The sequence below is a fragment of the Microcoleus sp. w2-18bC1 genome, assembly GCF_036700365.1.
GTDB lineage: Bacteria > Cyanobacteriota > Cyanobacteriia > Cyanobacteriales > Microcoleaceae > Microcoleus.
Genome location: NZ_JAUBOS010000034.1, coordinates 1 through 16,317 on the forward strand (window position 1 = coordinate 1; position 16,317 = coordinate 16,317).

At 47.4% G+C, this 16,317-nt stretch carries 9 protein-coding genes and 1 pseudogene; 4 read left to right on the forward strand and 6 right to left on the reverse strand.

Annotated features, from left to right (window positions below; translation table 11 throughout):
- Positions 1-276 precede the first annotated feature (276 nt).
- Positions 277-2,373 (forward strand): iron uptake porin, encoded by a 2,097-nt coding sequence (locus tag QT979_RS17790; RefSeq protein WP_333213205.1) that lies wholly within the window; start codon positions 277-279, stop codon positions 2,371-2,373.
- Positions 2,374-2,968: 595 nt separating this feature from the next.
- On the opposite strand, the gene QT979_RS17795 is transcribed toward QT979_RS17790, so the two are convergent.
- Both QT979_RS17795 and QT979_RS17800 read right to left on the reverse strand, forming a co-directional pair.
- Positions 2,969-4,780 (reverse strand): NFACT RNA binding domain-containing protein, encoded by a 1,812-nt coding sequence (locus QT979_RS17795; RefSeq protein ID WP_333311264.1) that lies wholly within the window; start codon positions 4,778-4,780, stop codon positions 2,969-2,971.
- A 238-nt stretch (positions 4,781-5,018) separates the two neighbouring features.
- Entirely contained in the window at positions 5,019-6,572 is a 1,554-nt protein-coding gene (locus QT979_RS17800) for an NAD(P)/FAD-dependent oxidoreductase (protein ID WP_333311295.1), read from the reverse strand.
- 252 nt (positions 6,573-6,824) lie between these two features.
- On the opposite strand from QT979_RS17800, the gene QT979_RS17805 reads away from it, so the two are divergent.
- Positions 6,825-7,412, forward strand: a complete 588-nt coding sequence (locus QT979_RS17805; protein ID WP_333311265.1) for a hypothetical protein — start codon at positions 6,825-6,827, stop codon at positions 7,410-7,412.
- Positions 7,413-7,665: 253 nt separating this feature from the next.
- Here QT979_RS17805 and QT979_RS17810 read toward each other — a convergent pair whose 3' ends face one another.
- The 3 genes and pseudogenes from QT979_RS17810 to QT979_RS17820 all read right to left on the reverse strand — a co-directional run bounded on the left by QT979_RS17810 (position 7,666) and on the right by QT979_RS17820 (position 9,339).
- Positions 7,666-8,601: a permease gene (locus tag QT979_RS17810; RefSeq protein WP_333311266.1), complete on the reverse strand. Its 936-nt coding sequence runs from the start codon at positions 8,599-8,601 to the stop codon at positions 7,666-7,668.
- 73 nt (positions 8,602-8,674) lie between these two features.
- A pseudogene (locus QT979_RS17815) lies at positions 8,675-8,917 on the reverse strand (thioredoxin family protein).
- Positions 8,918-9,018: 101 nt separating this feature from the next.
- Positions 9,019-9,339 carry a MerR family DNA-binding protein gene (locus QT979_RS17820; RefSeq protein WP_333311267.1) on the reverse strand — a complete coding sequence of 107 codons (321 nt, stop codon included), beginning with the start codon at positions 9,337-9,339 and terminating at the stop codon, positions 9,019-9,021.
- Positions 9,340-10,012: 673 nt separating this feature from the next.
- On the opposite strand from QT979_RS17820, the gene QT979_RS29060 reads away from it, so the two are divergent.
- The gene (locus QT979_RS29060) at positions 10,013-10,360 is read left to right on the forward strand and encodes a transposase (RefSeq protein ID WP_445304793.1); all 348 of its coding nucleotides are present in this window, start codon (positions 10,013-10,015) and stop codon (positions 10,358-10,360) included.
- Positions 10,361-11,015: 655 nt separating this feature from the next.
- Positions 11,016-13,997 (forward strand): cation-transporting P-type ATPase, encoded by a 2,982-nt coding sequence (locus QT979_RS17825; RefSeq protein ID WP_333311268.1) that lies wholly within the window; start codon positions 11,016-11,018, stop codon positions 13,995-13,997.
- 105 nt (positions 13,998-14,102) lie between these two features.
- On the opposite strand, the gene QT979_RS17830 is transcribed toward QT979_RS17825, so the two are convergent.
- Positions 14,103-16,317: CHAT domain-containing tetratricopeptide repeat protein (locus QT979_RS17830; protein ID WP_333311269.1), on the reverse strand; the 2,215-nt coding region annotated here is incomplete at its 5' end.

The window sequence follows — 16,317 nt, forward strand, 5'->3', positions numbered from 1 at the left end:
AGGCTGGCATCCCCTGGATTGTGCAGCGCAAGCTTATTGCCAGCCATCAAAATACTAACATCAGTGTGTGGGGATTCTATGTAACTATTTAGCTCAAACCAAGGATTTTGGGAATAAACGGAGTTTTTGTCAAATCAGCCACAGCCAAACTGCACTCTCCGACAGTGATTTCCCCGATTGTTGACAAGAATTACTATTAGGCAGAATATTGAAGGTGATTTGCTGGTGCCTAAATCTTCGGAACGGGCGATCGGCTCAATGTGGTGTAAGGAAAAAATGTCCAAATTTTTGTGGAAGGGACTTTTAGTTAGTCCCGCTGTATTGGCAGCAAGTTTAGTCGTATCTTCGACGGCGCTAGCAGCAGAGAAACAGGTAGAAATTGCCACCATAGCTCAAGCTGATCAATTGCAATTAGCAGGTGCTGCAACCGAGGTGGCAAAGGCTGAAACAGCAAAGGCTGAGACAGGCGAAGCAGCGTCGCTAGCTAGCAACTTGACTGTTGAAACTATTGAGAAAGAAAGTGCGAACCTCTACGAGGGCTTTCCTTCGGATCGCTTGGCTAACGCTAACGAGCCGATTGCCCCAGTTGCCGAACAAGCAAAAGCACCGGAAAACGCAGTTGCAGGGGATTTAAGCGAAACCAAACCCGCAGTCGCGCCCGCAAATTTCAGTGCCGAAGAACCTGTCGCGGAGCAAATTCCCGCAGTCGAGCCCGCAAACTTAAGCGAAACCCAACCCGCCGCTACACCGACTAATTTAAGCGCCCAAGAGCAGATTTCCCAATCGCCAAATCCAAATGCCCAACCTCCAGCACAGTCAAATGTTTTAGAACAAATCAACGAATACAGCACAGAAGGCAGTAGCAGCGAAGATGCGGCCGGCCAAGTAACCTCTGTTTCGCAACTTTCCGACGTTCGGCCCACAGATTGGGCGTTCCAAGCTTTGCAGTCTCTAGTAGAGCGCTACGGGTGCATAGCTGGTTATCCTGACGGCACTTTTCGCGGTAACCGGGCGATGACTCGCTACGAGTTTGCCGCAGGTTTAAATGCGTGTTTGGATAAAGTTAGTGAGCTGATTCAAGGCGGTTCCAGAAATCTGGCGACGCGAGAAGATTTGGCTTCTGTGCAAAGGTTGCAAGAAGAATTTGCGGCGGAATTGGCAACTTTACGTGGCCGCGTCGATGCTTTGGAAGCGCGCGCCTCTGAATTAGAAGCAAATCAGTTTTCGACTACGACTAAACTCAACGGCGAAGTGATATTTGGTTTGGCTGGTATCGCCAGGGGAGAGGATGCTGAAGGTAACGATGCCGATAAAGCGACGGCTTTTGGCAGCAGGGTTCGTATCAATTTCGACACGAGTTTCTCTGGAGAAGATTTGCTGAGAACTCGACTGCAAGTTTTGAATCTGGGTTCGTTTTCTACTAATAATACGAAAACCGCTGAAGGGGAATTGCGGTTTAATGCTGGGCCTTTTGCCGAGGCTAGCAATACGGTAGGTTTAGATGCGCTGCTTTACCAATTCCCTATCGGCAAAAGCACTACTGTAATTCTAGAAGCCAACGCCGGCGCGGCTGATGATTTTGCTAACACTGTCAACCCTTACTTTGACGGAGACGGCAGCTACGGCGCTCTTTCTAACTTCGGTACTCGCAACCCAATTTACTATTTGACTGGTGGTTCTGGCATCGCTCTGCGGCATCAGTTTGGGGAAAAACTGGAACTGAGTTTGGGATATTTGGCCGGCAATGCTGCGGACCCGACGCGGGGAAATGGTTTGTTTAACGGCTCTTACGGCGGTTTGGCTCAGTTGACTTTCAAACCGAGCGAGAGCATGGCTTTAGGTTTAACTTACGTTAACTCCTACAACTTTGTTACCGGTACAGGCAGCAATGCTTCTAATTTCCCGGCGCGTCTCGGTTCCTTCGGGTTCGACAGCGATAGCACTCTCCCAGTTTCTAGCAATTCCTACGGCGCGCAAGCTTCGTGGCAGTTGAACCGGAGATTTGCAATTGGCGGTTGGGCGGGTTACACCAACCAGCGCATTTTATCCAACTTGGCTACTCCTACGGGTTCTGTGCAGCGGGGCGATCAAAAAATCTGGAACTGGGCAGTTACTTTGGCTTTTCCTGATTTGTTGAAAGAAGGAAATGTGGCGGGGATTGTGGTAGGTATGGAGCCGCGGGTGACGAGTTCTACTAATCGGACTTTGCCGGAAGATAAGGATACTTCGCTGCACGTTGAAGGTTTTTATCAGTTTAAGTTGAGCGATAATATTGCTATCACTCCTGGTTTGATTTGGCTGACTGCTCCCGACCACAATAAGAATAATTCTGATTTGGTGATTGGGGTTGTCAGAACCACGTTTACTTTCTAAGAGCGGGCCTTGGGGATTTTAGATTTTAGATTTTAGATTTTAGATTTTAGATTTTAGATTGGCGGTTTTAATCTAAAATCTAAAATCGCCAATCTACAATCGGTGGGGGCTTGGGTTTAAGGTTTAAACAGAAACGACCAGCTTTAGCTAAAGCTGGTCTGCACAAATAGTTAAATCCGTTGTGTTCCCACAGTGTTTTTCTCACAGTGAGGAAACCCAAGTTGCACGTTTCTTTGCAAAGGGTTCTAAAAGAAATATCATCTCTCTTAAGGGGTACTTTATCAACAAAATGTAAAGTTTTGTAATAAAACTTTACATTACAGGCGAATATAAATTGTGATATCGTTTCCGGTTGCATCGGAATGATTTAACAGCAGAGGGCGCAGAGAACGCAGAGGGAGAGAATACAGAGATGAATAATTCCGATGCTACCGGATTTGATATTAGGGGGCGATCGCACTCCCAGTCACTTTGTATAATCAACCCTAGGTTCAAAAATCCGGTTTCTGCGTAGGTTTATCGGTTCCAAACAGGTTATTTGAGGTAAAAACGAAGTTTCGATTGCCGATCGACCCTTTTACTCACTTTATATAAATTATGCCGGAGCTTGCTGCGGTCTACCCCAGACAATCCGCTCCTGCTTGTATACAACCATACCCGGTTTTGCGCCTTTGGGCTTGTATACATATTTCGGTTCTGTATAAACCACCGGGACTTGTTCGCTGTGGCGGGCGCGACTGTAGTAAGCAGTCATGTCGGCGGCAAATTGCAAATCGGTTTCTTCAGCCACAGTACCGGGTTCCAGACGCAGCAAAGCGTGACTTCCGGGAATCTCTAGGGTGTGGAACCACAAGTCGTAGTCGTTGGCGGTGCGAAAAGTGAGTTGGTCGTTTTGGCGGTTGTTGCGCCCGATTAATAATTCAAAGCCGCTGGGGCTGTGGTAGCGGTGAAATTCGATCGCAGCATTTTTGTCGGTACTGCGGTAATCTGGTACGTCTAGATATTTTTGTTGGATCAGTTCTTCGCGGATTTCGGCGAGGGTTTGCAAATCTTGGGTGTTGCGGTAGGTTTCCAATACTGAAAGTGCGACTTCAACTTGTTCTAAATAGTCGATTTCTTCCTGTACGGCGGCTAACAAAGGTTCTACTGCAATGCGGGCTCTTTTAAGTTTTTGGTGTTTTTTGTAGAGGGCTTGAGCGTTTTGAACGGCGTTTTTTTCCGGGTTTAGGGAAATGACAACTGGTTTTTCGGTTTCAAAGTCGGGGAGAGAAATTGATTTCATTCCCGGTTCCCAATGCTGCAAATTTGCCATCAGCAAGTCGGCTTGGGATTTGTGGGTGTCGGCGTCTGCAGATTGCTGCAATCGTTCTTTAAATGTGTTGGCTTTGAGGCGCAGTTTGGCTAGGACGTTGTTGAGTTTTTGGGTAAGCTGATGCCGCAGTTGGGCGAATACTTCTTGATTGATTTGGCCTGTGTAGTAGCTGTTAAGTATTTCTTGAACCGAAGAAGGAAGTTCGGCAACGGATTCTGTAACGGATTTAACGGATGTCAGGAAGGAAGAATTAGAGGGCGCCGAGTACGGGGGCATCGCCCGTACATTTTGATTTTCTGGTGTCGGCCAATCGATGACTGTGTAGCCTTCGGGGGTAAAACTCGGGTGAAATTTCGAGTTTTCTAGGCATTGCAGCCAGTATAGCCAGCGCTGGAATAGTTGCTGCCAGTCGTCGGGATTGAGGCTGTCGGTGGATTGTTCGGGGTCTAAAGAAGCCGATCGAATCATTGCCAAAACTAAGGCTTTACTCATCCCTCGGTAATTCTTCAACAGATTGCCCTTTAATTGCCCAGGAACCAGGCTAATTCGTGATTGCCAGCGGTTTTGAGATTCGCTCAAACTCGGCACTGCATCGGTCAACGACGGGGGCATTTCGTAGGGTTGCCCGGTTTGGATGGGACGGACGGTGGACTGTTTGGCGCTGACTTGGTGGGCGCAGGTGACAACGAGGTTGTCTTGGGCGGTGAGGATGACGTTGCTGTACTTGCCCATGATTTCGGCGTACAGGTGCCAGAGGGCTGGTTCTCCGGGACGTTTGGCGAATTGCAAGTCGATGACTCTTTCCCAGGATGAAACAGGGGCGATGGAAACTAAGGCTAAACCGCTGAGTTGGTGCCGCAGTTGTTCGCTGAAGGTGAAGGTATCGGGAATGCGGGGCGGGGGGTCGCCGACGCAGATGCGGGCGGCCACAGGATGCCAGGAAAGGTCAATCCAGCCGCGCCCTTTCATGGTACGCAGCGCCAGGGACACGGTAAATCGATCGCGCTGGTAGACTTGTTCTAAGCGCGCTGGCAGCCATTGGGCTCGCAGTTCGCTGCAAGCTGCGGTTAAAGTTGTAAAGTCTACGGGTTGCACGGTGGCCTCTTTGCGATCGAACTATCTATTTCTATGCTGACAGATATCGGTCACATTTTACTAACTAATATCAAATTATTGTTTACTCTTGGGTTCGCATCCTTCGCTATGAAAGCCCTTCAATAATCCCGTTAACAAATAACAAATAACAAATAACTAATAGACATCTCCTAAAAATCAGGTTTTGAACAGGCATCCTGCCTGTTCCACAATAATTATGGGAGATATCTAATAACAACTAACTAATAACTTCCCGAATCAATTGCAAATGTTTGTCCAAAGGTGCGATCGTATTGGCGGCGATCGCACCGCTAGCAGCAACAGCCGGCAAACCAATTCCCGGAAACGTCGAATCTCCGCAGCAAAACAGCCCCGCTAAAGGCGTTCTCGGCCCGGGAAACAAGCCCCTACCCGCCCGAATTCCGGGCCCGTAGGAACCGCGATGGCGGCGCAAAAACCGTTCGTGGGTTAGAGGTGTCCCAACTAAGGTGACTTCGCAGCGCGATCGAATATTGGGGATAATTCTCTCTAAGGCTTCCCACATTACCTCGGCGCGCGCTTGTTTTTGCAGCTTGTACTCTTCGCTGGTTCGATTGAGCTTTTGCCACAAATCGTAAGGCTCGTTTCCGGGGGTATATGCGTGAATGACGTGCTTTCCCGGAGGCGCGAGGTGGGGGTCGAGGAGGGAGGGAATCGAGACGAGAACGACGTTCTGAGGGGCCGACACGCCCATTTCCCAGTCTTTGACGAAGATGTAGTGACAAGCCAAGTCCGATCGCACTCCGGCTGCATCAATTCCCAGATGCAGGTGCATGAAGCTGTCGCACTCGGGCGTAGCCTGCCGCTGTTGCCGAAACCTTTGCGGGACTGAGGTTTCAGGCAACAGTTTCAGCGTATCCCAAACGGAAGCGTTGGAGACTACGGCTTTGTGCGATCGAATAATTTTGCCCGATCGCAGCCGCACGCCTGCAGCCCGGTTGTTTTCCACCAAAACTTCTGCAACGTGGGAATTTAGCAGCAACCGCCCTCCGTGGCGCTCTAAACCGCGTACCAGGGCATTTACCAAAGCTCCACTACCGCCGATCGGATAGTCCAAAACTGCATTGGGGCGATACCAGTCGGCGAACATGAATGCGACTTCGGCTGCTATCGTTCCGTCGGCGGGAAGTCCAGACAGCAGGAAACACAACAAATTCAGCCAATTTCGGACAAAGGGATCTTTGACATTTTTGTCCATAATTTTGCTGAAAGGGCCTGCAAGTGCGATCGCTTCGCCAGCACTTTGCAGGAAAGCCGGCGCAAATTGGCCGAGGGTAAAAACAGCGCCCAAATCGAAGCGCAAAGCCAGGGAGGGCAAGGCTGTGGCAGCTTTGGCGTAGGGTTCCATGATGCGCTGGAGTTGCCGCCATTCGGCGACTGCTGCGGTGCCGCGCAGTTGTGCGAGCACTTCGCCAAATTGACTCGCACCGACGGATGTGTCGAAATCGCCTTCTGGCAAACAGCAACCCCAGGTATCGTAGGTGATGCAGGGGAGTTTTTCGCCGATCGCATCCAATACTTGCCGCAGCGGATTGGCAGACGGGCTGTAGGATAATCCTGAGTACAGCGAGGGCCCGGAGTCGAAGCTAAATCCGTCGCGTTCAAAACCGTGTGCGGCCCCGCCCGCGATCGAATGGCTTTCGCAAACCACAACCTCAAAGCCATAGCGGGCAAGCATTGCAGCGCAAGTCAAGCCGCCTATTCCGCTGCCGATGACGATGATTTCTGTGTCTGTGGGGGCGATCGCAACCATGTTTTTCTCCGCTACTTCAGCTAATATTATCAATGTCTTGCAGCTTTAGGACTTACGCATTTAACAGATGCGATCCACCCTAGCCCTCCAAAACACAAGGCGAGTAAGGGGTGGGGCAAGAAGCTGTCAAAGCCCCCCTTAATAAGGGCGAAGAAGCAGTAAAAGTTCACCCCTAATCCCCAATTTTTTGGGGAATTTAGGGGGAGATCGACTCAGATACCACCCTTAAAATACAAATCTGTATATTATTAAATGGAAAATCTATCTATTCTAGAACAAGCTGCCCAATCTGATTCTAAACCATCTCCCGACGCTGTAGTTGCCGCCCTCCTTGAAGCTGAGAAAAGCGCGAAAAAAACTAAAATTCGCTATTCTTTCGAGCAATTAATCGGCAACTGGCAACTCTGCTTTATCACCGGCACGAAAAAGACTCGACAAAAAGCGGGAATTGTGTTGGGCGCGGGACGTTATATACCTGAGTGGGTGGCGAAAATTCAAATTGCTTATTCGGCAGAACCTGTTGCGGATGGGGAAGCGGATAGCGAAACGGGCAGGGTGGAGAATTCGGTGCAAGTTGGGGCGATCGTACTAACTCTTTCCGGGCCCACTAACTTTTTGGTTAATAAAAATATTTTAGCTTTTGATTTTACCAGAATTACGGTGAAATTGTTGGGTAAAACTGTGTATCAAGGATTTATTCGCGGTGGAGAAGCGCGGGAGGCGGAATTTTTTAGTTTGAGTGTGGGGAAGCAGGCATTTTTTGCATATTTTCTGGTAGAAGATGGGATAATTGCGGCTAGGGGAAGGGGCGGCGGATTGGCTTTGTGGGGGAGAGTTTAGAGGAATTAAGGAGGCGATCGAGTAATTGTTTTTGATAGCACTCAGGTATTGGCGAATTCCCAGGGGATTGTTGACCCGAAATACAGTCGAGATTTCCTGCATATGAACCCAGAAGGCTATGCGGCACTCAACTAAGATATAGCAATCCTCGCATCATTTGTGAATTTCTTACTCCCTCCCCGCGAGTTCGGGGAGGGTTGGGGTGGGGTGAAAAATTTACGACTCCGGCAAGGATTGCTGTAGTAGGTTGCAGCTAAGCAAGAAGAGCATTGAATAAATAGCCGATACTGATTATGCCAAGAGTCATTAGGCTGATGAAAAGAGCTAAAAGTTGAGGGCGAAGAACTTTTTTCAGAATGACCATCTCAGGTAATGAAAGAGCGGTAACAGCCATTGTGAAGGCTAACACAGTTCCGAGGGGCATTCCTTTGTTAACCAGTGCTTCAGTAATCGGCATCACACCAGCAATATTCGCATAGAGTGGCACACCTAAAATAACCGCAATAGGAACGGCTAAGGGGTTGTCACGTCCTGCTATCTGGGTGACTAAAGTAGTCGGAACATAACCATGAATTCCTGCACCGATCGCAATTCCTATGACCACATAAAGCCAAACGGATTGCACAATTTGACTAGATTGAAACCATCCCTGTTCAAATCGCTGGTTCCAAGTGAGCTGATTAGATTCAAATTCATCTGTTTGAGCCTCTAGTAATCGGGATTTTTGAATTTCCCAAACAAAGGGTTCCACCCATTTTTCTAATTTTAGTAATCCGATCGTATATCCAGCCACGATCGCCAATCCAACGCCGAAGCCGATATAAAGAAGCGTAACCTTCAACCCAAATAATCCCCAGATCAACACCACCGCCACCTCATTGACCATTGGTGCTGAGATCAGATAGGAAAATGTGACTCCTAAAGGAACACCTGCTTCCAAAAATCCGATAAAAAGAGGAACCGCCGAACAGGAGCAAAACGGTGTAATAATGCCCACAAGAGCCGCCAGGATATTCCCGCCGAAGGTGCGCTTGCCTTCTAACCAATGCCGGACTTTTTCGGGTTCTAAAAAGCTTTGAAATGTACCAACAATAAAACTGATTACAATCAGCAATGTTAAAACTTTAGGTACATCGTAAAGGAAAAAATGTAAACTGGCTCCGAGGTGAGATTTTATAGATAAACCCAAGAGGCGAGTCACAATCTGAGTAGCTAACCAGTCGAACGGATAAAACGGATCGAACATGGTTTTTCTCCAATTATTAGAGTTGTAAGAGTCTCTGAATTTCTGCGCTCGTGATCACTTTTCCTTTGCTGACGACTTTCCCGTTGATGGTCAATGCTGGAGTAGACATAACACCGCGTTTAGCAATTTCGATCGGGTCGGTGATGTGCAGGATTTCAGCTTCTCAATTCAAAGCGGCGATCGCCTCCTTGGCATTAGCTTCCAACTGCTGACATTTTTTACAACCCGCTCCTAATATTTCCATCTCCATCGCCTTCATAGCATGGCTCCTTTTTTACTTATGTAATTTTGTTCAGTTATAGGCTCAGGTAGAGCTAAGTTTTACAGTCAAGATGCTCTTTGAGCGCGCGCTGCTTCTGGTTATTTTTCAAGAACGAGGCATTGATAAGTTGGGTCGGACTGCTCTAATTTGGTTTGACCTTGCTCGACCAAAGGCACTAGCTCATCATGCAGCGATCGCAATTGTCGAATGTTGTCCTCAATTGCCTGAACTTTCTTGTTTAGTCTGTCATCGACGACTTTACAGGCGAGTAATTGCCCATCTTCCAACGCTATAATTTCCTTAATTTCCTCAAGACTTCGCCCTAAAGACTTGGCACTAGAAATAAAGGCAAGTCGTTCCATATCCTGCCGGCTAAAGAGGCGATCGCCCGCTTCAGTCCACTGGGGAGATGGGTTCAATCCAATACGCCCATAAAAATATAGAATAGAGTTTGTGGATTGAGTCCTAAACGACGAGAGACTTCGCCCACTTGGAACATTGATATTATCTCCCTTGCAACCTATTAAACTAATCATATACCCTATCTTAAGGTATAGGGTATAGGGTGAGAAGTTAAGATTTGTTGAAGCTACTGGATTTCAGGGGGCGACCAGCGACTCCAAACCAATATGAATCAATGCTTGTAGGACTCAGGCGGGGTAAAAAAGATATTAGCTTATTGACAACTGACTTTTTTCGCTCAAAAATAAACCTTAATTCAGCCTCCCGATTATGGTAAAAAATAACGGTCTTATTATTTCAACAATATCGCGATTAAAATCGCTGCCTCAATTCTACCAAAAATACCGCCAACAATACTTGAAGAAATCGCAAGTGATGAAATTAAAATTATTAGTATGACTCTGCTGGCAAAAGCAAGTAAAAATAGAAACGTTAGCAGCGACACTACCTTTACCAATTCAGCAGAATAGTCGCTGTCGCCATATACAATGCTTTTTGAAATTGACGCCTGTTAAGTATGGTTCTGGTTTCTTTACCCTGATTAAATAAATTATTAGTCAACGCATACCCAAGGGAAAACAATTAATTATTGCTTTAGATAGAACCGCTTGGCAAGACAATAATATTTTGATGGTCAGTGCGATTTATCAAAAACGCGCTTTCCCTCTCTTGGGAATTTTACTCTCAAAAAAAGAAGCCAGTAATTTGAGGGAACAACAAATCGTCTTGCGCCCTGTAATTAAACTATTTAAAGCTGATCAAATAGTGATTGTGGGAGACCGAGAATTCCATAGCGTAGACCTGGCACAGTGGATAGACCGTCAAGGAGTGAAGTTCGTGTTAAGGTCAAAAAAGGACACGAACTTTCGCCTGCGTAGACGAAAGTTTAATTCTTGCTCAAGCGTTCAGATAGCCCCCGGTCAAGGAGAATTTTTCTCGGAAATTAACATTCCCCAAAAAAAGGTTTGGCCGATTTAACTTGGCCGTATATTGACGAAGGAAATATAAAAATAAATAAGAAAAAGAATCTTGGTATCTGCTGAATAATTTAGGAGTTTTAGAAACGCCTGTGAAAGCTTATAAACAACGCTGGGGAATTGAAGCGAGGTTTAAGGATTGTCAAACTGGTGATTATAACGAGAGAAGCTTCTCAAGCTTCACAGGATGAATTAGTACGTTTACTCTTGTTGATTGCCATCGGAATAACCACTGCTGGGTTACAAGGCGAACAAATAAGTCTTTTGGGAAAATTTTCTTATATTTATCGGCAAAAAGAAGCAGGGATAACTAAACGAAGACATAGCAATTTTGGGGTATATTTTTACGGTCACAATGGGATAGTCGCCTTTCATGAGTGTGAGGAATTGGTAGAGGAATTGGTCACTTCTGTTCGCAATAAGCGCAGATTTTATTAAGGGAACTTAAAACTTATAACCCTTATCCAGCAAGCTTTATAGCCCCATTCTCGCCCCCTGAACTACTGGATGCAATATTATCAGTATTAAAGGTAGAGAAATCATCTGTACTGTGGCAGTTTGAGCCCCTGGATATTGTAAGAAAAATTAAGTTTACACAAATACTTCTAAAAATATGCCAAGAATGATTGCATTAACTATTTCTAGGGTGGGGATGTATGGCAGTATCGCATCAACCAATTTGGACCCTATCACCAGAAGATGTATATCAATCCTTTGAAATCAGCGAGAACGGGTTGTCTGATGAGGAAGCTTTCGATCGACTCGTAAAATTTGGCACGAATGAGTTGCCCGAACCCGCACATCGCCCTCTGTGGCTAAGATTTACCGATCAGTTAAGGCACTTTATGGCCCTGTTGCTATGGGTGGCAGGGATTTTGGCATTCATTTCGGGAACTCCTCAATTAGGTTGGGCAATCTGGGCGGTGATCGGGATTAATGCAGTATTCAGTTTTTGGCAAGAGTTTCAAGCAGAGCAAGCATTAGCGGCCTTAAAGAACGTGTTACCGATGCAGGTGAAAGTGTATCGGAATGGGGAACTAAAGCAGATTCCGGCAAAGGAACTGGTGCGTGGAGATGTGATGCAATTGGAAGAGGGCGATCGCATCTCTGCGGATGCTCGGTTAGTTACTGCCGAAAGCCTGTATCTGGATATTTCTGTAATGACTGGCGAATCGCTTCCTGTTGCCCGTAACGCTCATCCGGTGCGGGTGCGCGAAGCTGCATCCATCCGGGCTGGCAAAACGATACCAGCGGGCGAACATCCCTTACAAGAAAAGGTCAATCTGGCGGAAATCCCCAATTTGGTGCTGGCAGGCTCGACGGTTTCGTCAGGAAGGGGCGTTGCTGTGGTGTATGCCACGGGAGCACAAACCGAATTTGGTCACGTAGCCCATCTCACCGCCGTCGTGAAACGGGAACCCAGCACGTTGGAAGTGCAGGTTGCTGATATTGTGCGGATCATCACTGCGATCGCCCTCGGTATGGGAGTTCTGGTATTTCTGCTGACATACCTGCTGGTGGGGATGGAGCTCAAAGAGAGCTTTATTTTTGGGATCGGGATCATTGTGGCGCTAGTCCCAGAGGGGTTACTGCCGACGGTTACTTTGTCATTGGCGATCGGGGTGCGGCGAATGGTGCGCCGTAATGCTTTGGTGCGTCGTCTTTCGGCTGTGGAAACCCTGAGCGCTACAACGGTGATCTGCACCGACAAAACCGGAACGTTGACTAAAAACGAAATGACGGTGCATTATCTCTGGCTTCCCTGGGAATCTTCGGAGAACAGCCTACATCCTGCCAGCCAAGAGTCGGCTGTCTTACCACCTCTTAACGGCAAGCAGAAATCCCATCCACCGATGACGCCGACTCTGATTGAAGTGACGGGCGCTGGATACGATCCTACGGCTGGTGAGGTTCAGATTCCCGCGAATTTTGAAGCATCCTGGAAAGTCAATTTGTTGCTTACGGGGGCGGCACTTTGCTCGAATGCACGGCTGATTCACCTGACAGCGCCTAGCCGTTGGCAAGAAATTGGCGATCCAACGGAAGCGGCTCTGCTGGTGGCTGCGGCCAAAGCCGGATTGAATCTGGAAACTTTGCAAAAACAGCTTCCCCGCTTGCGGGAGGTGCCTTTTGATTCTCGTCGCCGGATGATGACGGTGGTGCTGGACTGGCGATCGTCCGCGCTATGGAACAGCGATTTGCCGAACCTGGCTTTTACCAAGGGGGCACCGCTGGAAGTATTGCGACACTGCACATCTATCTTGCGGAATGGAACTCTCTCCGAACTCACTCAATCCGACTCGAATCAAATAGTTGCGGCCAACGATGAGTTAGCCCAGCAGGGCTTTCGGGTTTTGGGGGTGGCGGCGCGTCGTGGGGGGAGTGAAATGTTGGATTTGCGATCGCAAGATTTAGAGCAAAACTTGATTTTTATTGGTCTAGTGGCGATGTTTGACCCGCCCCGTCCAGAGGTAAGAGAGGCTCTTGCTCAGTGCCATCAGGCAGGAATTAAGGTGACGATGGTGACGGGTGACTATGGACTGACTGCTGAGGCGATCGCCCGCAAAATTGGATTAGTTACCGATTCTGTACGGGTGGTAACGGGTGAAGGCATGGGCCATCTGTCGGATGCTCAATTGCAACAAATGCTGAAATATCGATCGGGGCTAGTGTTTGCTCGGATGTCTCCTGAGCATAAGCTGCGACTGGTGGAAGCGTATAAAACGATCGGGGATGTAGTTGCGGTGACGGGGGATGGAGTCAATGATGCACCAGCATTAAGAGCGGCCCATATTGGCATCGCGATGGGGATGAATGGCACCGATGTGGCACGAGAAGCCGCCGATATTGTCCTCACCGACGACAACTTTGCGACGATCGTCGTCGCGATCGAGGAGGGGCGAGCCGTGCATCAAAACATCCGCAAATTTATGACCTACATCCTGGCATCAAACCTGCCGGAATTAGTACCATTTCTGTTCATGGTGGCATTGAAGATTCCTCCTGCACTGGTGATCATGCAGATTCTTGCCATTGATTTAGGAACTGATATAGTGCCTGCATTGGCATTGGGCGCAGAACGGGCAGAAGCCGGAACGATGCAGCAGCCCCCCCGGAAAAAATCGCAACCGCTTCTCGATCGCTCTCTGCTGTTGCGCGCCTATGGCTTCTTGGGCTTGCTGGAAGCTGCCCTAGCGATGGCAGCATTTTTTGTGGTGTGGTGGAGTTACGGTTATGACTTGGCAGAATTACAAGCCGCAACGCCAAGCATTCTGTCTCGTTCAGCAGATGCCGCTACGATCGCCATCTATACTCAAGCCATTACTATGACTCTGGCATCGGTTGTGGCTTGTCAAACGGGCAATGTCTTTGCTTGCCGATCGGAACGTGGATCAATTCTGCGGCTGGGATTATTTTCTAATCCACAAATCTGGCTCGGAATTGTCATTGAATGGATTTTAGTGGTGCTAGTCATCAATAACGAATTGTTGAGTCGCATCTTTTCAACAGCACCTTTAGCACCCTGGCAATGGCTGCTATTGCTGGTATGTCCACCGATCATTTTAGGAGCAGAAGAACTACGAAAAGTCGTGTTTCCTGGGAAATTGATTCCGAAGCAGAGCCAGAAAGGTAATTAGGTTGAATTTTGTGAACACTTCCTACTCCTAATTGCTGACGATCGCATTTACGGATATAGCTACATCTGGAAATGCGATCGGGTTAACTGTTCCGCCTGTTAGTAACTACCGCGCATCGCCAATTAAAATAAACGGCGACCAATAAAACGGATGCCGCTGGATTTGACTCAACTTAGCTTGCCGCAATGCTTCATTTTTACTCATCCCTTTATTGATATTTTGATAAAATTGAACCATCAAATCTTTAGTAGCTGAATCATCAACACTCCACAAACTCGCCATCACCGCTTGTGCGCCCGCCCGCTCAAATATATAGGCAACTCCCGATATTTCTTCACCGTTAGAATTCGCTTGCATAGCAGTTTGACACGCGCTTAAGGTGAGGAGTCTGGTGTTTTGCAATCCTAATAACGCGGCATCGCGAATATTGAATTGGCTGTCAGCAAATAGCAGTGTATTTTCCTCCAGGCCCAATTGTTGACAGCCTCCCCGTTGGAAACAGCCGTGAGTTGCTAGGTGTAAAAAAGGAAAGCGGGGTGCTTGAGTTTTGAATTTGTCGAGGGTGGCGGCTTTGCCGATATAGGCGGAACTTCCGGGGAATGATTGAGCGATATTTCTAACTTCTTCTTCTGTACCGGGTAAATTTTGTGGAGCGCGGGGGATGGGATTTCCTAATGCTAAGACTCCGCCTTGTAAAGTAGAATTGGGAATTGACCTTGTGGAAATGCGGGTGAGATAGTTAACGGGATATTTCTGGATTAGGAATTCATCAGTTTGTTCGTCATACAGCGTTTCAAAGGGGATGTAGCGCATTTTTCCCGTAGCGATGATGCTCAATTGTTTGGGAGAAAATGCCTTGATTTTGTCTTCTACCGGACGAATGAGGATATCGTAAAGTTTGCCGCCTGTAACGGCGTAATTTTGGTTGCGATCGCAAATGCCTTGGTCGTCGCAGCCAAGATGTAGCTGTTTGTCATGTTCGGTGAGGAGTTGGTCGAATTCTGCGGGGTTTATAGGAAGTTTTTTAACACTTAAACTGTCTTTTGTCAAGACTAATAGGGCGACGGTATTGGGGACATTTTTGATATTTGTCAGCAAGACGGGTTGAATGACAACGGTTCCGGGTGAGATACTTGCTTTTAGTTGGGCGATGTCTTTGAGTTTGGTTTCAAATAGTTCGGCGACTTCTGGGAAACTGCGGGAGATTTCTTCTGCTTGGCGGTTGACTTCTGCTTCTAATTCCCGCATTTGTCGGGAGAGATTTTCTGAGAATTTGTCTTTGAGTTGGCCGCGGAGGAATTGGAGTTGTTGATTTTTTTGATTCCACTCGTCAATGGCTTTTTGTGCTTGGGGGTTGGCTACTTTGGCGTCGATTAAACGGGTGTAGTCGGCGAGATCGGCGGTGGTTGCGATGTTGACCCATTGGAAAGCGCGATCGGCTTGGTTTTGGTCGATGAGGAGGGAGGTGAGGGCGATCGCTGTTCCTTCTTCAGCTTCTAGAAATTTTTGCCTATTTTCTCGGTGTAAACCACTTCGTATTTTTAAAGTAATTTGGACGGATTGCTGAAGATTTTTGATCGCTTGAGTCGGTTGCTTCGTATCTCGGTACGCCAAACCCATATTACTCAAAGTAGTAGCTTCTATTGAGTGATCCCCAACTTGTCGCGTAATTGGCAAAGCTTGGTTAAAGTATCTTAATGCTTCTTGGGGCTGGGAGATACTGGTGTACACTAAACCAATATTATTTAAAGTAGTAGCTTCCCCTGCGCGATATTTTACTTCCCGCAGAATTGGTAAAGCTTGGTTAAAGTATCTTAATGCTTCTTGCGGTTGGGAGATACTGGTGTACACTAAACCAATATTACCCAAAGTAGCAGCTTCCCCAGATCGATCGCCCACTGACCGCATAATTGGTAAAGCTTGGTTATAGTATTTCAAAGCTTCTTGCAGTTGGGAGATGCTGTAGTACACTGCACCGATATTATTCAAAGTAGTAGCTTCCCTAGATCGATCACCCACTGACCGCATAATTGGCAAAGCTTGGTTAAAGTATCTTAATGCTTCTTGTGGCTGGGAGATACTGGTGTACACTAAACCAATATTATTTAAAGTAGTAGCTTCCCCAGATCGATCGCCCACTGACCGCCTAACTGGTAAAGCTTGGTTATAGTATTTCAAAGCTTCTTGCAGTTGGGAGATGCTGTTGTACACTGCACCGATATTATTCAAAGTAGTAGCTTCACCTGCGCGATCTTTTAATTCCCGCATAATTGGTAAAGCTTGGTTATAGTATTTCAAAGCTTCTTGCGGTTGGGAGATG